This window comes from Psychrobacter piscatorii (assembly GCF_043641605.1).
In the GTDB taxonomy this organism is placed as follows: Bacteria; Pseudomonadota; Gammaproteobacteria; order Pseudomonadales; family Moraxellaceae; genus Psychrobacter; species Psychrobacter piscatorii_C.
This window is the reverse complement of sequence record NZ_JBHZRK010000021.1, coordinates 17,495-38,818: the sequence shown is the minus strand read 5'-3', so window position 1 is coordinate 38,818 and position 21,324 is coordinate 17,495. Positions and strand designations below refer to the sequence as shown.

General features: G+C 44.0%; 17 protein-coding genes. 8 read left to right on the top strand and 9 right to left on the bottom strand.

What is annotated here, in order from left to right; genetic code table 11:
• Positions 1-156 precede the first annotated feature (156 nt).
• Positions 157-753 (bottom strand): cob(I)yrinic acid a,c-diamide adenosyltransferase, encoded by a 597-nt coding sequence (locus ACHUET_RS14260; protein WP_071001732.1) that lies wholly within the window; start codon positions 751-753, stop codon positions 157-159.
• A gap of 191 nt (positions 754-944) precedes the next feature.
• Between ACHUET_RS14260 and cysS the strand changes: the two genes are divergently transcribed.
• From cysS to pdxH, 5 genes are all read left to right on the top strand, one after another.
• Positions 945-2,405 carry a cysteine--tRNA ligase gene (gene cysS / locus ACHUET_RS14255; protein WP_394213740.1) on the top strand — a complete coding sequence of 487 codons (1,461 nt, stop codon included), beginning with the start codon at positions 945-947 and terminating at the stop codon, positions 2,403-2,405.
• A 149-nt stretch (positions 2,406-2,554) separates the two neighbouring features.
• Positions 2,555-4,534, top strand: a complete 1,980-nt coding sequence (locus tag ACHUET_RS14250; RefSeq protein WP_394213739.1) for a mechanosensitive ion channel family protein — start codon at positions 2,555-2,557, stop codon at positions 4,532-4,534.
• Positions 4,535-4,793: 259 nt separating this feature from the next.
• Positions 4,794-6,266, top strand: a complete 1,473-nt coding sequence (guaB, locus tag ACHUET_RS14245; RefSeq protein ID WP_058024512.1) for an IMP dehydrogenase — start codon at positions 4,794-4,796, stop codon at positions 6,264-6,266.
• A gap of 197 nt (positions 6,267-6,463) precedes the next feature.
• Positions 6,464-7,831, top strand: a complete 1,368-nt coding sequence (gene glmM / locus ACHUET_RS14240; protein ID WP_394213738.1) for a phosphoglucosamine mutase — start codon at positions 6,464-6,466, stop codon at positions 7,829-7,831.
• A gap of 102 nt (positions 7,832-7,933) precedes the next feature.
• On the top strand, positions 7,934-8,593 hold the full coding sequence (gene pdxH, locus ACHUET_RS14235) for a pyridoxamine 5'-phosphate oxidase (RefSeq protein ID WP_394213742.1): 660 nt from the start codon (positions 7,934-7,936) through the stop codon (positions 8,591-8,593).
• Positions 8,594-8,698: 105 nt separating this feature from the next.
• Here pdxH and ACHUET_RS14230 read toward each other — a convergent pair whose 3' ends face one another.
• The 7 genes from ACHUET_RS14230 to ACHUET_RS14200 all read right to left on the bottom strand — a co-directional run bounded on the left by ACHUET_RS14230 (position 8,699) and on the right by ACHUET_RS14200 (position 17,037).
• Complete coding sequence (locus tag ACHUET_RS14230; RefSeq protein ID WP_394213737.1) at positions 8,699-10,015, bottom strand: HlyD family secretion protein; 1,317 nt, start codon at positions 10,013-10,015, stop codon at positions 8,699-8,701.
• An 88-nt stretch (positions 10,016-10,103) separates the two neighbouring features.
• Complete coding sequence (locus ACHUET_RS14225; protein WP_394213736.1) at positions 10,104-11,792, bottom strand: efflux MFS transporter permease; 1,689 nt, start codon at positions 11,790-11,792, stop codon at positions 10,104-10,106.
• Positions 11,793-12,164: 372 nt separating this feature from the next.
• Entirely contained in the window at positions 12,165-12,794 is a 630-nt protein-coding gene (locus tag ACHUET_RS14220) for a glutathione S-transferase family protein (RefSeq protein ID WP_394213735.1), read from the bottom strand.
• 4 nt (positions 12,795-12,798) lie between these two features.
• Positions 12,799-13,476, bottom strand: a complete 678-nt coding sequence (locus ACHUET_RS14215) for a type 1 glutamine amidotransferase domain-containing protein (RefSeq protein ID WP_394213734.1) — start codon at positions 13,474-13,476, stop codon at positions 12,799-12,801.
• A 251-nt stretch (positions 13,477-13,727) separates the two neighbouring features.
• The gene (locus tag ACHUET_RS14210) at positions 13,728-14,777 is read right to left on the bottom strand and encodes an NADP-dependent oxidoreductase (RefSeq protein ID WP_394213733.1); all 1,050 of its coding nucleotides are present in this window, start codon (positions 14,775-14,777) and stop codon (positions 13,728-13,730) included.
• Between the two features lie 169 nt (positions 14,778-14,946).
• Entirely contained in the window at positions 14,947-16,158 is a 1,212-nt protein-coding gene (locus tag ACHUET_RS14205) for an iron-containing alcohol dehydrogenase (protein ID WP_394213732.1), read from the bottom strand.
• 273 nt (positions 16,159-16,431) lie between these two features.
• Entirely contained in the window at positions 16,432-17,037 is a 606-nt protein-coding gene (locus ACHUET_RS14200) for a TetR/AcrR family transcriptional regulator (protein WP_238038969.1), read from the bottom strand.
• A gap of 337 nt (positions 17,038-17,374) precedes the next feature.
• Here ACHUET_RS14200 and ACHUET_RS14195 point away from each other — a divergent pair, with 337 nt between their 5' ends.
• Positions 17,375-18,859, top strand: a complete 1,485-nt coding sequence (locus tag ACHUET_RS14195) for an aldehyde dehydrogenase family protein (RefSeq protein ID WP_394213731.1) — start codon at positions 17,375-17,377, stop codon at positions 18,857-18,859.
• A 118-nt stretch (positions 18,860-18,977) separates the two neighbouring features.
• Here the strand turns inward: ACHUET_RS14195 and ACHUET_RS14190 are convergent, their stop codons facing one another.
• Complete coding sequence (locus ACHUET_RS14190; RefSeq protein ID WP_394213730.1) at positions 18,978-19,226, bottom strand: hypothetical protein; 249 nt, start codon at positions 19,224-19,226, stop codon at positions 18,978-18,980.
• 203 nt (positions 19,227-19,429) lie between these two features.
• On the opposite strand from ACHUET_RS14190, the gene ACHUET_RS14185 reads away from it, so the two are divergent.
• Entirely contained in the window at positions 19,430-20,815 is a 1,386-nt protein-coding gene (locus ACHUET_RS14185) for a DASH family cryptochrome (RefSeq protein ID WP_394213729.1), read from the top strand.
• Positions 20,816-20,875: 60 nt separating this feature from the next.
• A complete protein-coding gene (locus ACHUET_RS14180) occupies positions 20,876-21,310 on the top strand; it encodes a DUF3429 domain-containing protein (protein ID WP_394213728.1) in 435 nt (144 codons plus the stop codon).
• Positions 21,311-21,324: the final 14 nt, after the last annotated feature.

Genomic DNA, 21,324 nt, shown 5'->3' with positions numbered 1-21,324 from the left:
AAAGGACTGAGTCCTGTGCAATACAGAACTCAGTCCTTGGGGTAAACTAAACCGTCCAAGTTTTGGGGGGCAGTTCAAACATGAGTGCTGCGGGGTTTTTTATAATCGAAAAATTAACCTGGTTTAAAGGGTGCTAGCAAGATTAGGTTTGATTCACTAGCGATTGTCAGCGAAGTTTTGCAAGACTTGACTGTCCCATAGTACTTCAGAGACTTGTTCGGGATCCGTACAAAAGCGCGCGGCGACAAATAACCAATCAGATAGGCGATTGATAAAGCTGATGGCAGTGCGGCGTATGGCTGCTGGGCGTTGCTCCTGCAATAATACAGCTTGGCGCTCAGCTCGGCGACACACACTACGTGCGACATGCAACTGGCTCACCAGTACAGAACCTGTGGGTAAAATAAAGTCTTTTAGTGGTGGCAGCGTGGTATTCATCATATCGATTTGTTGCTCTAGCCACTCGATATGAGTGGCATTGACGCCCTCATATTCTGGCATGGCAAGCTCACCGCCGATATTGAACAATAGATGCTGAATAATAACTAAGGCTTGAGAAAAATCCTTACTAATCGATTGGCCTTTGTTTCTTTGTAGTTGAGCACGCACCAGTCCAATGTGTGAGTTGAGCTCGTCGATATCACCCATGACACCGAACAGATTGTCAGCTTTACTGAGTCGGCTGCCATCAGCCATACCAGTGCTGCCATCATCTCCAGTACGCGTGTATATTTTGCTTAATCGATTGCCCATCTTTATATCCTTAACGGTTTTTATGATTGAATGGTGGTAGTTGCCTGCTCATTGTAGTATTTTACGCCTGTTTTCGCTAAGATAATGGGTTACGTTAAAATTATAATCATATCATCGGTACGACTTGCTTACTTGCTGCGGCTGATATTTTCAATCTATTTATTTTATTTATGCTAAAAGGCTCTTTTATTATGACCACACCACTTGCAGATGCGATGTCTCAACTTGCTATTTATGACTCACTGACTGGCGGCAAACGTCCGTTTGAACCACTCAAAGCAGGGAAAGTGGGTATGTACGTGTGTGGCATGACTGTCTATGATTACTGTCATATCGGGCACGCTCGAATGATGATTGGGTTTGATATGGTGGTACGTTGGCTCACGCAATTGGGTTATGACGTCAATTACGTGCGTAATATCACTGATATTGATGACAAAATTATTGCGCGCGCTGCCGAGAATGGCGAAGAGATTGGGGCGTTGACCCAGCGCTTTATTACAGCGATGCATGAGGATTTTGCAGCCCTTGGCTGTTTGGCGCCTGATGCTGAGCCGCGCGCGACCGACCATATTGATGATATGCAAACCATGATCGAGACGCTGGTCACAGGTGACTATGCCTATGCAGGCGACAATGGCGATGTTTACTATGCTGTCGATAGTTTTGCGGATTATGGCAAACTGTCGAAGCGCAATCTTGATGAGATGCAGGCAGGTTCACGTGTTGATGTCGAAAATGATAAGCGTAATCCATTTGACTTTGTGCTCTGGAAAGCGGCGAAACCTGATGAGCCGCAGTGGGCCTCACCTTGGGGGCAGGGGCGTCCGGGTTGGCATATTGAATGCTCGGCCATGTCTACCAAGTGCTTGGGCAATACCTTTGATATTCATGGCGGCGGTCACGACTTGCAGTTCCCGCATCATGAGAACGAAATTGCCCAGTCCGAAGCGGCGACGGGTTGTGAGTACGCGCGTAATTGGATGCATGTTGGGTTTATCAATGTTGATGGCGAAAAAATGTCCAAGTCGTTGGCTAACTTTTCAACCATTCGCGATGTCATAGCAAAATATCTGCCCGAAACCGTGCGCTTTTTCTTATTGTCCAGCCATTACCGTAGCCAAGTCAATTTCTCTGATAGTGCCTTGAATGAAGCGCATAATAGCCTAAGCAGATTGTACAATGCATTAAAAGTGGCTGAGCAGCAAAAAGGGCAAACACTCACAATCGATGATCGCATCATGACAGACGCCTATAGCACGGCTGTTGGACAAGACTTTATCAAAGCCATGAATGATGACTTCAATAGCTCAACGGCGATTAGTGTCCTATTTGGTCTGGCGCGCGATATCAATAAAGCCATCAAAGCGGAAGAAGTCGATACAGCATGGCAGCTTGCACAGCAATTAAAAGCACTGGCACAGGTATTGAACATCTTACAGCAACCCGTGCAGCAGTTTTTGCAAGCGGTGATCGGTGAGGACGCTGAAGATGGTTTGACTGATGCGGCTATTGATGGATTAATCATCGAGCGTGCAGATGCTAAAACCAACAAAAACTTTGCGCGTGCTGATGAAATACGTGAACAGCTAAAAGAGGCTGGTATTGAGCTTGAAGACAGTCGCGCTGGTACAACATGGCGCCGTGCATAGATATACAGACGCTGTGCATCAGATTACATACGCATGCTAATAAATTAAGTCAGCTCACGCTGGCTTTTTTTTGCAGAGTGCTTTAGGTTAAAGCATACCGAATGCACTTTTTATATCCGTTCCTTTTGTAGACCAGTGGCTTTGAAAATATGAATACTCTTAAAAATAATAATGCTGATGATCGTGGCATAGCAATGGATATTGACGGTGGTCACCGCCGCGATGTAGAGCGTAATAATTTCCGCTACAATGCACTGCAGGTGGTTTTAGGGTTTCTTATTATAGCCATTAGCGCTATCTATGTACCCGCCAGTGCGGCAAATGAGCAAGTCTCAAATGAGGAAGGCCGCTCACAAGTCGCTAGCAAACCTGAAAATTTGGCTGAGTACGCTATCCAACAAATAAATACAATCAAAGACGAAAATATTAGCGTCTCTGGTATTACTGAAGAGATATTTGATCCCACTGAGCGTAGCGCGGTACAGCAAGCAGGGACGTTGCAAGGTGATGTGGGACTGACAGGGGAGTATAGCGAGAATTATTACTTACTCAATAAACTCAATGTCGGGTTACCACCATTAGCTGAGCCACCAAATTTGGCGACGCCGCTTGCGACTTTGGAGTTTTTTCAATCTGCGGTGATGAAGCAGCAGTATGATTTGGCCGCTTATGCACTCAATATGAATCTGATTGATGAGCAAAACCAGCGTACCCGTTCGCTTGATTTGACCAAGCAGCTTGATTTTTTACTATCTGAAAAAGAGCTGTACGTATTTGATGATATGCCCGATCGTCCTGATGGTCTGATCGAACCACCACTGGGTAACGATAGTAGTGTTATGGGTATTCCTAGACGCTCTATCCAGCTGGGTTATATCGAGTACCGAGAACGCCGTGTTCCTATTTATTTGGAGCGGGTAAGGGTAGGTGATCAGGCGCCAGTTTGGATGTTCTCTGCGCAGACAGTGGGTAATATTGAAAACTTATATAAACAATATCATCCATCAGAGTTTGAGCGTTATTTACCTACTTGGTTGAAATTCCAGTTTTTTGGTATTGCCTTATGGGAGTTTTCAGCGCTCATCCTGTTTTTCTTATTTACCATGGGCGTCGGTTGGATATTAAGTAAAAGCACGGAAAAACTCATCAGCCGTTATGTTGATAATGAAAAATACAACATCTCTGCTAGCAGTGCCAATGGTGTGGCAGATTTGGTCAGCAAACTGACCGTGCCACTAACCTTTACTATCAGTTTTTCGCTCGTTTTTACCTTAGTCTCTGGTGGTTTTCCTTATCTAGATGCAGTGGCTTCATCAACACGCCCGCTGATTTGGACGGGGTTGGTATTCAGTGCGATGTGGCTAGGCATTCGTGCCATCAATTTCTTTGCCAACCGTTACCAAGACATGCAGATTGAAAACCTAGGAGAGGAGCATTTTGATAAAGTGCGCCGTCGTCGCACTTATGTGTCGATATTCCGCCGCGTTTTCATTTTTGTCATGATATTGGGTAGTATCTGGATAGGACTGAGTGAGTTTGCCAACATGGAAGGTCTTGGCAAAACCTTACTGACTTCAGCTGGTATTGCTGGCGTGGTCATTGGTATCGCCGCTCAGCCCATATTGGGTAACATCATTGCTGGGGTGCAGGTGGCAGTGACGCAGCCTGTACGGATTGGCGATAGCGTGATAATGGATGGCAATTTCAGTACTGTGGAAGATTTGCGTTACACTTATGCCGTACTCAAAACATGGGATGAACGCCGACTAATCGTGCCGATGCGTGAGTTGATTACCGAAAAAGTTGAGAACTGGTCTCATACCGAAGTGCACCAGACCTGTCCTGTGTTTTTATACATCGACTATGGTGCAGATATTGATGCCATTCGCCAGCAGTTTATATCAGTAACTAAAAATAATGAGCTTTGGGACAATGAAACTGAACCCGAAATATTTGTCGTTGAAGTGACAGAAAACACCATTCAGCTGCGCGGTGCTGTTTCAGCAGTAGGTCCAATAGAAGCATGGACACTTGCTTGCGAAGTGCGTGAGCAGATGCTTGGCTACTTGCATCAGCAGCAAAACAAGTACTTGCCGACAGAGCGTTTTACGTTAACAGAAAACCCTTAACCCTCAGAGAGAGCTATTCGCTGTAAAAAAGCGTCATTAAACATATAGTGTATGTTTATTATCGATAAAGACGTATTTGTGTAAAATAATCTGACAAATATAGTATGTCAGAGAGGCGCTTATTTGTTATAATGTGGCGTTATTTTTATAGGATAACTGAGTGATTAGCCATGAGTCAGCACTGTGTATGCAGTTGCAATGATTGATATGCCTAACTCTGAGCTCCTACCCATCAAAATAACCACCACTAGGGGTCTGTATGTTGCGAATTGTCGATGAAGCCTTAACCTTTGATGACGTTTTATTATTGCCAGCCTATTCTGAAGTTCTGCCAAAAACTGCCGATCTGTCTACCCGTTTGACCAAAAACATCACGCTAAACCTTCCGCTGATTTCTGCGGCTATGGATACAGTAACCGAGTCTGAGATGGCCATTACTATGGCACAGCTTGGCGGCATGGGTATCTTGCACAAGAGTATGGATATCGAAAAGCAAGCAACACAAGTACGACGCGTCAAAAAATTTGAAGCGGGTACGGTTGTTGACCCAATTACTGTACACCCAGAGATGACGATTGGTGAATTGCTACGCTTGACGCAAGATAATAATATCTCAGGCGTACCTGTGGTCGAAAAGGGCACAGATAACGTAGTAGGTATCGTTACGCACAGAGATTGGCGTTTTGAGACCAACTTGTCATTGCCAGTTAGTCAGATCATGACACCAAAAGAGCAGTTGGTCACCGTACATGAAGGTGAGAGCAACGAGAATATCAAAAGATTGCTGCATGAGCATCGCATCGAAAAAGTCATCGTTATTGACGACAACTTCCGCTTACGTGGCTTAATTACGGTCAATGATTTTGCCAAAGCCGAAAACAATCCAAATGCGTGTAAAGACGAGAAAGGTCGTCTGCGTGTCGGTGCAGCGGTTGGTACAGGTGCAGACACGCAAGCACGCGTCGAAGCATTAATCGCTGCTGATGTTGATGTGATCGTAGTGGATACGGCGCATGGTCACTCAAAAGGCGTGATTGATAAAGTTTCTTGGATCAAGAAAAACTATCCACATGTTCAAGTTATCGGTGGCAACATCGCCACAGGTGAAGCGGCACTTGCACTACGTGATGCTGGCGCTGATGCGGTAAAAGTTGGTATCGGCCCTGGATCTATCTGTACCACACGTATCATTGCCGGTATCGGTGTACCACAAATATCAGCTATTGATAATGTTGCTAGTGCATTAAAAGACAGTATCCCATTGATCGCTGACGGCGGTATCCGCTACTCAGGTGATATGGCAAAAGCGATTGCGGCAGGTGCATCGTGCATCATGGTAGGCTCACTAATGGCTGGTACGGAAGAGGCACCAGGTGAAGTTGAGCTGTTCCAAGGTCGTTATTACAAAGCTTACCGCGGTATGGGTAGTCTGGGTGCGATGTCAGGTTCAAACGGCTCATCGGATCGTTATTTCCAAGATGCCAAAGATGGCGTAGAGAAGCTCGTACCAGAAGGTATTGAAGGCCGCGTTCCTTATAAAGGACCTGTCGCTGGTATTGTCAACCAATTGGTTGGTGGCTTACGCTCATCAATGGGCTATACAGGCTCTGCGACTATCGAAGATATGCGCACCAACCCACAGTTTATCAAAGTCACATCAGCAGGCATGAAAGAGTCGCATGTTCATGATGTACAGATCACGAAAGAAGCGCCGAACTACCGTGTAAACTAATCGGTATTTTATAGCTTTGCACTGTTTGAGAACTGGCTCAGTTGCAGAGCTGTAGTGACGTTAAGATACAAACAGCCAACAATGCTCTGTTATTGTTGGCTGTTTTTTTTGTAGAATATAAAAGCATATTATTACAATAGCAGTATTGCCTGCGTATACGCTTGGCCTTTTATTTTTAGACTTGAGGAACATACATAATGAGTTACTTTGGCACTGATGGTATCCGTGGAAAATTTGGTGAATTGCCTATTACCCCTGACTTTATTTTAAAACTGGGTTACGTAACTGGACAGGTGCTCATAGAAGCCAACGAAAACTCTACGCGCAAACCAAGTGTGGTCATCGGTAAAGATACGCGTCTCTCAGGTTATGTCATTGAAGGTGCTCTGCAAGCAGGTTTTAACGCGGCTGGCGTTGATGTTTATATGCTTGGTCCATTGCCAACACCAGCGATTGCACATTTGACTCGCAGTTTTAATGCCGATGCGGGCGTGGTTATTTCAGCGTCACATAACCCTTACTATGATAACGGCATCAAGTTCTTTTCAGGTAGTGGCAAAAAAATCAGTGATGAGATGCAGGTAGCTATCAATGATAGATTAACGGCAATCATGAGTGACGCTAATAACAACAATGCCACGATGCCTATCCTTGACCCTGCAAACCTAGGCAAAAACCGCCGGATTGACGATGCAAAAGGTCGATACATTGAGTTTTGCAAAGGCAGCTTCCCATATCAGTATGATCTTAGTCATCTGACCGTCGTGGTTGATTGTGCCAATGGTGCAGGCTATAGCGTCGCACCTAGAGTCATGCGTGAGCTTGGTGCTAACGTTATCGCTATCAATAACACTCCAGACGGCATCAATATCAATGCTGAATGTGGCTCTACTCATCCTGAAGGTCTGCAAAAAGCGGTGCTTGAGCATGAAGCAGATGTTGGTATCGCATTAGATGGTGATGGCGATCGCATTGTGATGGTTGATGAGACAGGTAAGCTGGTTGATGGCGACGGTATCTTATATGTGCTCGCGACCCAAGGACTTACCAAAGCGAAAGGCGTCGTTGGTACGCTCATGAGTAATATGGGATTAGAGTTGGCACTAAAGGCGGCAGAGATTGATTTTACTCGTGCAAAAGTAGGCGACCGCTATGTCATGCAAGACCTCGAAGCCAATGGTTGGATACTAGGCGGTGAGCCGTCTGGGCATATTCTGTGCCTAGACAAAAGCCGTACAGGCGATGCGATCATAGCAGGATTGCAAGTATTGGCTGTGATGCAAGCGCAAGGACGTGCACTGAGTGAGCTGATCGAAGGGTTTGACGTACTACCACAGAAGCTGGTCAATGTACGCTTGTCTCAAATGCAAGACCCATACAAGCATGAAGAACTGGTCGCCGCTTTTGACAAAGCAGAGACGACTTTAGAAGGTCGTGGTCGTCTTCTTATTCGCCAGTCAGGTACAGAGCCTATGATTCGAGTCATGGTTGAATCTGATGATGAGATAGAGTGTGATGTAATGGCAAATGATTTGGCTGACCTTATCAAGTCAGTATTAGGCTAATAGTATTCAAAACTTAACATTCGAAACTTAGTATTCAAAGCTTAGCACTCAAGATAACAATGTTGAAATGTCATAATTTTATAATAAGGAATGACCATGAGCATGGACTTTACCGACCAACGCCTTTCATATGAAAAAGGCGAGCTTGATCAACAGTCAATACCAGCATCACCATTCAAGCTATTTAAGGCTTGGATGGATGAGGCAATAGCGCAAAAAGTGCAAGAACCTTATGCTATGAGTTTGGCGACCTGCGGTGTAGACAACAAACCTAGCGTCCGTATTGTGTTACTACGTGAAATTACGGATACAGGTATTGTTTTTTATACCAACTATGACAGCGCAAAAGGACAGGATGTTGTAGAAAATCCTAATGCTGAAGCGCTGTTTTTTTGGCATGAGCTTGAGCGCCAAGTTCGTATCAGCGGACCTATTGCTAAAATTGATGCTGAAAAATCCGCTGCCTATTTTCAAAAACGTCCACATGATAGCCAGATAGGTGCTTGGGTCAGTCAACCGCAAAGTGGTGAAGTCGCCAATCGTGAGGTGATGGAGCAAACATTCGAGCAACTACAAGCAGAATATGCAGATGGTACTAGCGTACCAACACCAGCGTTTTGGGGTGGGTATGAGATTACGGTTGAAAAAATTGAGTTTTGGCAAGGTCGCGCCAATCGTATGCATGACCGCATTGTATATACGCAAGATAATGATGATAGTCAAAGCGCTGAAAGCTGGACGACCAAGCGTTTACTACCATAGTGTTTAAATAAGTCTAAAATCCATAGTATTGGAAAATATAAAAAAGCCACTCTACATGCTCAAATAAGGGTATGTAGAGTGGCTTTTTTATATCAGTGATTTGCACTATTTAGCATTGGTATCGACATCCACAGAGACGGACATGCCAGGACGCAAGCGTGCAAGCTCAGGTTGATTCGGATCTAAGTCGATACGTACTGGGATGCGCTGAGCAATTTTTATATAGTTACCTGTCGCAGGATTGGCGGCACCTGCACTAAACTCACTGCCAGTTGCTGGTGAGATGTTGCTCACATGACCAGTAAATTTGGCACCGCCAAGCGCATCCACATGAATAGTAGCTGGTTCCCCAATTGCCATACTGGCTATTTGGGTTTCCTTAAAGTTTGCAATAATCCAAATACCTTTTGGTACGATATACATGAGCTGGGTGCCCGCGCTAACGTACTGGCCTTCTTTGACACTGACTTGGCTCAGCTGACCGGACTCAGGTGCTGTGATGATCGTATTATCGAGATTAATTTGTGCTTGCTTTACACCTGCCTCAGCACTTTTGATATTTGCATCTAGCGAGGGTTGGGTGCCACTGGTTTTGGCGCGGTTTTGTTGCGCGGCTTGTAAATTGGCTTCAGCCTGTTGCACACTTGCCTGTGCTTGAGCAAGTTGCGCCTTGATATGAGCCACTTCTGCTTTTGATACCGCACCGATAGCATCTAAGCCTTGATAGCGATTGACGTCTTCACGAGCGCTCTCGACATTGATTTTGGCACTATATAAGTCTGCTTTTCGTGCTTCGATTTGTGCTTGACTGGATTGCGTATCTTGATCATTGGTAGAGCGACTGGTGATCGCCACTTCAGTATTGGCTTCTGCTTGTTCAAGTTGCTGCTGAAACGTTCGATCATCTATTTTTATCAGTAGATCGCCCGCTTTTACATCAGCAAAATCCTGCACCGCCACTTCGGTGACATAGCCGGAGACTTGCGGGCTGATAATAGTGGTTTGACCTTTGACAAAGGCGTTATTGGTTTGTTGCACTGTAGGAGTGAATGGTGGGAGCTTCCAAGCATATAAAATCAAAGCCACACCAATGACAATCAACACAATCAATAATCCTAAATTTAGGTAGGATTTCTTCTTGGGAGACCAGCCAGCCGTGTTTGAGATCGGCTCTTTTGGCGGCATAGGTGTTTCATTATTATCGTCTTGATTTTCCATAGAGTCTTCTACGGAGTTATCCTCACGCAAGGTATCAGGCGTATCAGCAGCTGCTTGTATCTCGGATGTATCCGTTTTCTTTTGCGTAGCGCTTGCAGCGGTCTCTGCTGGAGCCGTAGCAGACTCTGTACGTGTGTCTGTTGCTGGAGCATCAGTTGACGTCTGAGGTATTTTATTAAGCTCATTTGGTTTTTCTTGGCTCATGACATGCTCCTAAATGTTAATAAGCAAATATCTGAATATTCTGACTATAAATGAATATGATAAAAAATCACTAATATAATAAGTTGAATTATTTTGTTTCGCGCATCTTGGCGATGACAGCGAGCTCTTTGGCCAGTGGATTGCGCTTGTGGTAACGGTTATAAAGATAATTGAGCAGCAAAATAATCGTAACGGCAGTAGCAAGACAAGCCATCAGAAAAAACAGATCGCTGTACGCTGCGACCGTTGCTTGGCGCTGAATGCCTTGCAGTACTTGGCTAACTGCACCGATATTTGCTTGGGCCGCGTCAGTGGTCTGATTCGACAGCATGTTACGAGTACCTGCCACCTGAGCGCTAAATGCAGGATCGCCCAAATTCAATGAGCTGACCATATCTGCATAATGCATTTGTGTACGAATGGTTGTAAATGCCTGAATGGCGGCCGCACCTGCCAGTCCGCCAACCGTTTGGGAGATACCAAAAATCACTGAAAAACTGATAATATACGCAGGACCACTGCCAATAGCCCGCAAAAACCCTTCAAAAACCAAAGGCCCCATGAAATACACCGCGGCAAAGGCAATCAAAAACTGGCTAAGATAAAACATATAGGGTGCTGAATTAATAGACACACCAACATCCATCCAAGACCCTAAGGCAATCAATGCCACTGCAAAAATAACAGGTCGGCGCAAATCCATCGCGTTGGTACTAAAAATACTAATAATCAAAGCCAGTGCACTGGCGGCTATAATAACAGCATAAAAAGTAACCAGCTGATCGTTACCGTAGCCAAGGTTGGCGAGCAAGCCTGCCGCGCCGACGTTTTGCTCAGATAGCAAAATCCGCATGACAGCGCCCGTCACCATAAAGGCAATAATATTGCGGCTACGCATCCAGCGCACTTGTAGCATCGGATTTTTGCGATGTGTCTCAATCCATAACGCGATGCTAATCCCGACGATAGCAATCATCAGTGGATAGACGAGCCAAGGTGTCGTCCACCATAAAATCCTACCTTGTACTAAAACGACAGCCAATGCAGCCAGACCACTAGCAAAAAAACCAAAGCTTACAAAATCCAATTTCTCAAATACTTTTTCTGTATTCCCTGGTGGTAGCTCTAATATATTGATCAGCCCAAAACAAATCAGCGCCAGACCAAATTGAAATAAAAATAAGTTTTCAAGCTGACCGTCGATGGCGAGGTAGGGCGAGATGACACGTGATAATGGAATACCAAACTGTACCAGACCAAAACCCAATATGAGGCCACTAGTACGTTTGACGGTTGGCATACCTTGCAGACAATAAAATAAGCCCAATACGGTCATACCACTTGCCACCATACCACTAAGACCCCTAGCGACAATCTCTAAATAATAGGGCTCAATGCTAATATTAGGTGTGTCTAACAAGTGACTACTGATCAGCCACTGTAGACTGGTGGCGGCTAACAAAAATGACAGAGTGATTTTGCTAAAAAGCGACATGCCAAATTGCTGACGAATTTTGTACAGTAAAACGGTGATACAGGCATTGGTCATATTATAACTGACCGATATCCAACCACCTTCAGCTGGCGTTAAACCCAGTTGACCCTGAATTTGCGTCAGGTTAGCGACAAGTAGACCATTTTGGAAGCTGGCTGTGAGACCCACAAAAATCCCAATAAGCAAATAAAATACTTTACGGCGTGCCGGATGGTCAGGATTGGCTGGAGAGCCCACCATTATTGGCTGTTCGTGGGGCTTAAACTGGTATTCGTTACTCATGGGCGTACCACAATCTGTATAAGGAAATAGAGTGACATAGGACAGATGCCAGACGGAGAGTCAGGTCAGTGCAGTTGGTATTTATAGCGTGAAAAGCCAGTCAACTCACTGATGGTATCTGAAAGATAACCCAAAAAATTCAGAAAGGATTTTATCATAACTTTTATCGTGCTTTTGTCATCGACGCGTAATTCACGGATGGTGCTCAGCAATTTGTTTGGTTGCTCTATAGCTTAATGCTCTCACATGACATTGATGACTATAATGCGATGGCTATTCATGCAAGCATAAAATAAAGCACGCATAAAAAACAGCTCTATACAGAGCTGTTTTTGTGTATCAGAAAATGAGTCTGTCAGTTATGATGAAATGCTAAACAGATTGATCGTACTTAGCCTCTAGCTGCATAGCGCGCTGATAGCTATCGAGACTGGCAAGTGCTTCAGCATATTGTCTAATATTCGGGTAAGCATCGAGTTTTTGACGCTTAGCAAGAACGATTAAGTCAAATGACAACATAAAGTCAGCACCACTTAGCTTATCACCGACAATAAACGACTTACCTTCAACCGAAGCATCCAGATATTCAAACAATCTGGTTTTTTCTGTATCGATATAGCCGTTCAAAAACTCATTATCATCAATGCCTGCTTTTTTGGTAAATAGCTCAAGCATTAATGGCAACATCAGCGAACTTTCTGCAAAGTCAATCCACTGTAGATAGTATCCATAGTCCGAGCTATCTGTAGCAGGACGTAGACGCTCTGGCGCAAATCGTTCAATCAATAACTCGGTAATCGCACCGGACTCAGCGTAAATCTGTCTATCCATCTCGATAACCGGAGATTTACCGAGCGGGTGAACTGCCTTCAATGAATTTGGTGCCAAATGAGTCTTGGCATCACGCTGATGACTGACCACTTCATAAGGCACGCCTAGCTCTTCTAAGAGCCACAGCGTACGCAACGAGCGAGATTGATTAAGATGATGTAAGCGAATCATGATATTAACCTTTGAGCTTGCTAATCAAACGCTTAGCCGCTTCTTCTGATGACGCTGGGTTTTGACCTGTGATTAATAAACCATCTTCAACCACAAACTCTTCCCAATCAGCGGCTTTTTCATAATTCCCGCCATTGGCTTTCAAGGCATCTTCTACTAAGAAAGGCACCACGTCTGTTAAGCCAGCAGCTTCTTCTTCTGAGTTAGTAAAGCCAGTAACGGTTTTACCTTTTACTAAGTACTCGCCATCCACTTTGACGTTTTTAAGCGCAGCAGGTGCATGACAAACAAAAGCAACAGGCTTATCTTGCTTAACGAAATTCTCGATCAATTCGATAGAGTTCTTATCTACTGCCAAGTCCCACAATGGACCATGACCACCAGGGTAGAAGACTGAATCAAAATCTTCTACTTTCATATCAGCAAGTTTTTTGGTATTAGCCAAGTGCTCTTGCGCATCTTTGTCGTCTTTAAAACGCTTGGTATCTTTGGTTTGCGTGTCTTCAGTATCACTACTAGGGTCTAGTGGTGGCTGACCACCAGCAGGAGAGGCTAAAGTGACATTGGCACCTGCATCAAGAAACGCATAGTAAGGAGCTGCAAATTCTTCTAGCCAAAATCCTGTCTTCTTACCAGTATCGCCTAGGCGGTCGTGTGAGGTTAGTACCATTAAAATATTCATAATTATCCTTATTTATTGTTTATATGTGAGTAAAGTAAATCATTAACAGCCACGTTTTTATTGATAGAGGATTCATTCAAATGGCGAGCCAAATAACTAAAAAATTATCAATATAAGTCGTGACCGCTAATATTATTCCTGCTTCGGACGTAACTTTCAGTAGTGATCTTAGCGAGTTGTGTTGTTAAGTGGTTATTAATAAAAAATCGTTACCTATCGCTTATTGCTTAACAAAACTTACCTAACATCAGTTATTGAACGTCAGAGACCTTAACCACTGTTTTACCAAAGTTATCACCGTTTAACATACCGACAAAGGCTTTTGGTGCATTGTCTAAACCATCAGCGATGTATTCTTTGGTTTTGACATCACCTGATTCTACCCATTTGCTCATGGTTTCTAAGAACTCTGGGAAATGGTCGCCATACTCTTCAAAGATAATGAAGCCTTTAATGGTGAGGCGGCGGCTTAAGATAAGGCCGGTCAATACACTCAAACGATCTTTACCTTCAGGAAGTTCGGTCGCATTGTACTGGGCAACAAGGCCACAGACAGGAATGCGAGCATGAGCATTCAGTAAAGGCATGACCGCATCAAACACATGCCCACCGACGTTTTCGTAATAGATATCGATACCATCTGGGCACGCTGCTTTTAATTGCTCAGCGAAATCATCAGCTCTGTGGTCGATACAGACATCAAAGCCAAGCTCGTTGACCGCGAAGTCGCATTTTTCTTTACCGCCTGCTACACCAACGGTGCGCAGACCATATTGATTACCCACTTGACCAACCGTAGCGCCAACAGGTCCAGTGGCTGCGGCGACAACTAAGGTTTCGCCTTTTTGTGGTTTGCCGATATCGGTTAGACCCATGTAACCGGTGAAGCCGGGCATACCTAATACGCCTAAACCGTAAGAAGGGTTCGCCATGTTTTTATCAAGCTTAAGCACACCCTCGCCATCACTGACGCTGTAGTCCTGCCAGCCGGAATTTGATACCACCAAATCACCAACAGCAAATTTATCGATATTAGACTCAACGACTTGAGCAACTGTGCCGCCCATGATGACGTCACCGACTGCTAACGGGTCAGCGTAGCTTTTGGCATCGCTCATACGTCCACGCATGTATGGGTCTAATGACAGATATACCGTGCGTAATAACATCTCGTTATCGTTTGGTGTAGGAATGTCGCTAGTTGCCATATCAAAGTTGTCAGCGGTTGGTTCACCGTTCGGGCGGCTGGCAAGTTTGATTTGACGGTTGGTTTGTTGATTCTGTTGTTTGTCGAAGCTCATGGTAGGACTCCTTTATATTTATTCATTGTCATTATTATAGAGGTATTAGATGTAGTAACTACTCAGCATTGAACTGAATAGCTACTATAAATAGCATAACGATATGTAGTTATTGTTACTGTCGCGATTTTTCTTATAATTCTTCTGACAGTTCTTGCTATATCGCTTATTAAGACGCTTTGCTAGTCACAGCACGCTGTAAGATACGACGTGAGACGTCTAAGTCGTTTTTGCCGTGCTCACCAAGTTTGACCATGTTATGTGCATCAAGTTGCTTGATGATTGGATCAATCGCTGACTCAGTCAAATCGACGTCTTCTAGACTCACTGGCAAGCCAAGCTCGCGGAAGAAGTTTTCAGTATAGACAATGGCCGTTTCGATGATGGCATCGTCGTCTTGGTCAGTATCAGTGATGTTCCATACGTTATGTGCATACTGCAGCAGTTTTTCTTTTTTGCTTTCTTTTAGCTCACGCATGACTGATGGCAACACGATGGTCAACGTACGGGCATGATCGATGGCGTGTAGTGATGTGAGCTCATGACCAACCATGTGAGTTGTCCAGTCTTGCGGTACACCAGTACCGATCAGACCATTCAATGCCATCGTCGCTGTCCACATAATATTCTTACGTGTTTCTAGATTGTCTGGATCTTGCTTAACGACTAGACCTTCATCAATAAGGATTTTAAGCAAGCTTTCAGCAAAGGCATCTTGAACTTTAGCATTGACTGGATAAGTAAGATACTGTTCCATTACATGGACAAATGCATCAGCAACACCATTCATAACCTGACGTTCAGGTAGTGTAAGCGTTTTGACTGGATCTAGGATTGAGAATTTAGGGAAAGCCAGTGGGTTACCAAACGGTAGTTTTGCTTGACGTTCGCTATAGTTAATCACGCCGCCTGAGTTCATCTCAGAACCCGTTGCTGGGATGGTCAATACCGCACCTAGGTCGATAGCAGAATCGATGTTTTTGCAATAGCCAGTTAGCGCGTCCCAAGCTTGGTCACGTGAGACAGTACCGTCTTCTTCAGTTAATGAAGAAACTAGTGCGACAAATTTGCTGCCGTCAATCACAGAACCACCGCCAACTGCTAACAAGAAGTCGATGTTGTGCTCATTCACCATGTCGGCTGCTTTTAATAGTGTAGTGAACTCTGGGTTAGCCTCGATACCACCAAATTCAAATACAGTACGGTTACCGCTTGCCGCTAATGCAGTTTTTACTTCATCCAAAGTACCGGTACGCTGTGCTGAACCACCACCGTAAGTAATAAGAACGCGTGCATCAGTAGGGACTAGGTCTGATAATTGCTCGATTTGACCTTCACCAAAAACGATGCGAACTGGATTGTAGTATTGAAAGTTATTCATAAAATTCCTAATATTGGTAAAAATGGTTCCGTCAAATATGTTGACGTTAAACAATGAGTGGTAAGCAATGCTTATTTTGCATTTGCTTTAAAACTTGATGCGCATTGTACACCAATTAGACCAGTCGTCTAGCAATTATTTATAAATGATTACAAAACTCTCATATAACGTTTTTATCAAGCATTGGGTTTCTAAATAACAATATGAGGTGTGAACGCAAACATAAGCCCCCAATTTAGGGGGCTGCAATATCAAGAACATTACTGTTTGTTATCAACGTCCCATTTGAGTCGTCGTCATTTGCCAGATCTCAGCTAGAGGCGTATTTGTTTGACTGATCTTAGCCATTAGGCTGGCACCAAGCCACGCGAAATACCAGCGTTTGGCCATACTCTCAGCTGATATATTATCGTGACGAGGTACAGACCCGTCCATCCATCCTGCCTTGATCTGCTCGGCGAGCCACATGGTTGTCTGCTGATAGCCCCTATCAAGCGCTTTACGCATAGTTTCTGACATATCAGCCACTTCTGCGCTTAGTTTAACCACTAAGCATCTCTCGTGATCACAACCGTTCTGCTGGGTGTCGTACCAGTTTTGGAAGTAATCATATAGCTTTTGTTGGGCGCTCACGTTTTGTGCGTCGATGATATCAAGACGAGCTTTATATAAGCTGAAGTAATGATTGATAATGGCCTCGCCAAACGCTTCTTTTGAGGCAAAGTAATGATAAAAAGAGCCTTTAGGCACGCCAGCTGTGTCTAAGATTTGTTTGAGGCCGACAGCGGTAAAGCCTTTTTTGGCTATTAATTGGTAACCAGTGGCAAGTAAATGAGCTTTAGTATCGGGTGTGGTGCTAGTGTCTGTGATATTAGACATAAATAGAATTCTCTCCCTTGATAGTCATAGTAATAGGGTTGTCAGGTTTCATTTAAGCGTCATGTTGATGGCATATTCTAATGATATATATTTATATGTGTTACGTTTTATCAACAATATTGGCTGAAAAAATAGTCTTGTTTTATTAATAGCTATGGTAGCATTAGACCAGTCGTCTATCAAGGTAGGTTTTGTTCTTATCAGTTACCATAAAGTTTTCGCTTCAATTCATGATTAACTATAACTATGAATCTCCCACCTACAGGACAGCTCCAACTATTTTGTTCAGAGTACTGAAAATAAATTTTTATACAATAAAGCAAACATGAGGATAATTATGTCAACCAACGATAATAACAGTAACGCCTATAGCGATTTTCATTTGCAATTCATCGGCGGTGAATGGCAAAAAGGTAAAGATGATAGCATTAATACCAACACTAATCCCTACAATGGCGATACGCTTGTAGAGATTCAGCAAGCGACTAAAGATCAACTAAATGAAGCATACGACGCTGCTAGCCAAGCTCAAGCCGAATGGGCGAAAACGACCCCAGCTGAGCGTGCAGCTATTATGTACAAAGTGGTCAGTATCTTAGATCAGCGCCAGGACGAAATCGTTGACTGGCTGATTAAAGAATCAGGCAGTACACGTATCAAAGCGATGGTTGAATTTAGTGCGACACGTGCGATTACCCTTGAAGCAGCGACATTCCCTAACCGTGTCCATGGTGAAATTCGCCCATCGAACACTCCTGGCAAAGAAAACTTCATTTATCGCGAGCCAATCGGGGTGGTAGCAGTCATTAGCCCATGGAACTTTCCGCTACATTTAACCCAGCGCTCTATTGCACCAGCATTAGCACTTGGTAATGCTGTTGTGCTCAAGCCTGCGAGCGACACACCAGTAACGGGCGGTTTACTGTTAGCTAAAGTATTTGAAGAAGCGGGTTTGCCAAAAGGTTTGCTAAATGTTGTGGTCGGCTCAGGTAGTGAGATAGGCGACGCCATCGTCGAGCACAAGGCGCCAAGTTTAGTATCATTTACAGGCTCAACCTCAGTGGGTAAACACATCGGCGAGCTTGCGAACGGCGGTGAGTATATCAAGCAAGTGGCGCTTGAGCTGGGTGGTAATAGTCCATTTGTGGTATTAAAAGATGCTGATATCGAGCAAGCGGTGAAAGCGGCTGCCTTTGGTAAATTCTTGCATCAAGGCCAAATCTGTATCGCGATTAACAGAGTTATCGTAGAAGATGAGATATATGATGATTTCGTAGAGCGTTTCTTGGCACACGTCAGAACATTAAATGTCGGTGACCCAAGCAAGCAAGATACTGCTGTTGGTCCAATCATCAATGAAAAACAGGTCAAATCGCTTAAAGATAAAATCGCTAAAGCGCAGGAAGAAGGCGCAAAAATGATACTCAGCGGTGAGATTGAAGGCCAAGTCGTACCGCCTCATGTCTTTACTGAAGTCACTCGCGAGATGGATCTATCATGTAATGAAGTGTTTGGACCATTGGTTGGTATCATTCGTGCCAAAGACGAAGACGATGCATTATCAATCGCCAATGACTCTATGTATGGCCTATCTAGTGCCGTATTCACTGCTGATATGCAAAAAGGTCTGCGTTTTGCTCGTGGTATCAGAGCAGGTATGACCCATATCAATGATATCTCAGTGAACGACGAAAGTAATACGCCGTTCGGTGGTGAGAAAAACTCAGGTATCGGTCGTTTCAACGGTGAGTGGGTACTAGAAGAGTTTACCAGAACGCATTGGATATCAATGCAAAACGAACCACGTCAATATCCGTTCTAATAGCATTGCATTACGATAAATAATAAAAAAGACCGCTTCGATAGCGGTCTTTTTTTTGTGATGTTCGATAGTTATGCTTGAACCTACTTAGAGGACAATTGGCTTATAGTTTAGTCATCTATCTAGCATGGAAGCCTAATAACCCTTCAATTTCTTCGATAGTCATACGTCTGACCAGTGCTTGCTCTTCTACTGACAAGCGATTGATATGTTCTTTTATCATGGTATGGATGCTCCGAGATATCTCAGAGGTCGTGGCGTAATACATTTGTGGCTGCTCTTTCGTCAATCTCATCAAAAAACGATTGATAAGTTTACGTTTCTCGTCTGATTTATTTTCTTCAGTCGTAGTATTATTTTGAGTCATGGTATTCTCCTAGAGGTAAGCCATTTAAGCAGTCGAGCTTATGAGAGTCAATGGTTATAAGTAATTTTTGGGGCTAAGCGCATCACCTTACAAGTACTACGCTCGTCTCATGGTTGAATGCTCAGTGTGTTTTACATCGTATATGATATTTCAGATTTCAAGACTAAAAATAAATGAGCGCTAAATGGCCAAAAGGATAGGGTATGTCAAATGAATCAGCGAATAATTCAGAGAACAACTCAAAGAATAATAACCTCACATTGGTACTATTCCACAACGATCTGCGAGTAGCGGACAATGCTACATTGTCAAAAGCCGCTGAGCTAAGCGGTAATGGACAACTGCTGCTTGTTTATGGAGCATCATTGGCGGATGGGTTGAGTGATAAAAATAATCATCCTGCTTATCATTATGACACTATGGGTGTCGCCCGCCAGCAGTTTTTACAAGAGAGCTTGATTGACCTAAATGCATCGCTAGAGCAGCTTGGTAATAGATTACTGTATTTGCAACAAGCTTCCGCAGTGTCAGATACCTTTGCGCAGTTGAATGAGCTCATTAAGGCGCAGCAGGTTACCGATATCTGTGTCAGTAAAACAGACGACTATTATCAAAACCAAGTCTATGCGCTACTACAGAATAAACATCCACAGATATGTTGGCATATCGAGACAACGGCTACTTTGTTTGACGAGTTACCGCTAGAGAGCTTACCCAAAAGCTTTACGCAATTTCGCAAAAAAATTGAAGCAGATTATGATTTATTGCATGCAGAACAAGACATCGCCACGTGTTCAACGCCAAAAAAACTCTCGCCAATGCCAGAGGGTATGTTGAATAGAAATGAATACTTTTTTGAAGCACAATCGTCTGATGAGATAGGGCTTGATGAACAAACGCAGCAATCCTCTAATTTCAAAGGTGGTGAGACAAACGGGCTAAAGCATTTAGATGAGTATTTTGATTCTGATGCGCCGAGCACTTATAAGGCCACACGAAACGCGCTTGATGAGTGGACACATTCCACTAAGTTCTCCGCTTGGCTGGCGAACGGCTCGTTGTCTGTCAATACCGTATTGAATCGACTGCGCCGTTATGAGCGTGATGTCATCGCAAATGACTCAACTTATTGGATATGGTTCGAGCTACTTTGGCGCGAGTATTTTTATTGGTACGCTGTCACCCATCAGCAAAAGTTGTTTTGGTTCAAAGGTATTGGTGAGCACACGCCATCAACTCAATTTGATCAAAAGCCTTTGGAGAAATGGAAAAGTGGAAAAACGGCGTATCCTATCGTCAACGCCTGTATGCATCAACTTAAGGCAACAGGATATATGTCAAACCGCGGACGACAGCTAGTGGCAAGCTGCTTTATCCATGAGTTAGGTCTTGATTGGCGTTATGGTGCGGCTTACTTTGAGCAGCATCTTATCGATTATGACGTCGCCAGTAACTGGGGGAATTGGCAATATCTAGCAGGCGTGGGGGCGGATCCAAGAGGGTGTCGGCAGTTCAATCTTGATAAACAAACCCAGCAATACGATCCAAACGGTGAGTTTATCCGTCAATGGCAAGGTGAGTTAGAATAAGATGTCTCATTCATATATGCTAGAAATATCGATAGACTAAATACGAGGTAGATTCATATCATGAAAAAACCCAGTCCTTATCTCACCTTTGCAGGTGCTATTCCGTTTATTGCTTGTGCGCTCTTGCTTGTTATAGGCATTAGTGACATACCTATATTGGGCGCAACGGCTGATATATTAAGCGCTTATGGTTTGGTAATTGTGTCGTTTATGGCCGGATCGCAGTGGGGTAATCATTTAAGCTTGGCGGATGATGATAAATGGGCTATCCGATTGCCTTTAGCCAGTAATGTGATTGCAATTGTTCTGTGGCTCGGGTTTTTGATGTTACCAGTGATCGGTTTTATCTGGTTACTGGTCATTGGATTTACCAGCATGTGGATGATTGATTATGGGCTCAATCGCGCGCACATTATCACGCCAGATTATTTCAAAGTGAGAACCTATGTGACGGCGATAGTGATTGTGTCTCTGATAGTGGCTGCTCTGCAATGATAAATAATGTAATC

Bases quoted from the DNA above. Each gene is read 5' to 3' on its own strand.
- ACHUET_RS14190 (WP_394213730.1), bottom strand. From the start codon at position 19,226: ATGACTCAAAATAATACTACGACTGAAGAAAATAAATCAGACGAGAAA.
- cysS (WP_394213740.1), top strand. From the start codon at position 945: ATGACCACACCACTTGCAGATGCGATGTCTCAACTTGCTATTTATGAC.
- ACHUET_RS14205 (WP_394213732.1), bottom strand. From the start codon at position 16,158: ATGAATAACTTTCAATACTACAATCCAGTTCGCATCGTTTTTGGTGAA.
- ACHUET_RS14185 (WP_394213729.1), top strand. From the start codon at position 19,430: ATGTCAAATGAATCAGCGAATAATTCAGAGAACAACTCAAAGAATAAT.
- ACHUET_RS14200 (WP_238038969.1), bottom strand. From the start codon at position 17,037: ATGTCTAATATCACAGACACTAGCACCACACCCGATACTAAAGCTCAT.
- ACHUET_RS14260 (WP_071001732.1), bottom strand. From the start codon at position 753: ATGGGCAATCGATTAAGCAAAATATACACGCGTACTGGAGATGATGGC.
- ACHUET_RS14250 (WP_394213739.1), top strand. From the start codon at position 2,555: ATGAATACTCTTAAAAATAATAATGCTGATGATCGTGGCATAGCAATG.
- guaB (WP_058024512.1), top strand. From the start codon at position 4,794: ATGTTGCGAATTGTCGATGAAGCCTTAACCTTTGATGACGTTTTATTA.
- ACHUET_RS14225 (WP_394213736.1), bottom strand. From the start codon at position 11,792: ATGAGTAACGAATACCAGTTTAAGCCCCACGAACAGCCAATAATGGTG.
- ACHUET_RS14180 (WP_394213728.1), top strand. From the start codon at position 20,876: ATGAAAAAACCCAGTCCTTATCTCACCTTTGCAGGTGCTATTCCGTTT.
- glmM (WP_394213738.1), top strand. From the start codon at position 6,464: ATGAGTTACTTTGGCACTGATGGTATCCGTGGAAAATTTGGTGAATTG.
- ACHUET_RS14215 (WP_394213734.1), bottom strand. From the start codon at position 13,476: ATGAATATTTTAATGGTACTAACCTCACACGACCGCCTAGGCGATACT.
- ACHUET_RS14230 (WP_394213737.1), bottom strand. From the start codon at position 10,015: ATGAGCCAAGAAAAACCAAATGAGCTTAATAAAATACCTCAGACGTCA.
- ACHUET_RS14195 (WP_394213731.1), top strand. From the start codon at position 17,375: ATGTCAACCAACGATAATAACAGTAACGCCTATAGCGATTTTCATTTG.
- ACHUET_RS14220 (WP_394213735.1), bottom strand. From the start codon at position 12,794: ATGATTCGCTTACATCATCTTAATCAATCTCGCTCGTTGCGTACGCTG.
- pdxH (WP_394213742.1), top strand. From the start codon at position 7,934: ATGGACTTTACCGACCAACGCCTTTCATATGAAAAAGGCGAGCTTGAT.
- ACHUET_RS14210 (WP_394213733.1), bottom strand. From the start codon at position 14,777: ATGAGCTTCGACAAACAACAGAATCAACAAACCAACCGTCAAATCAAA.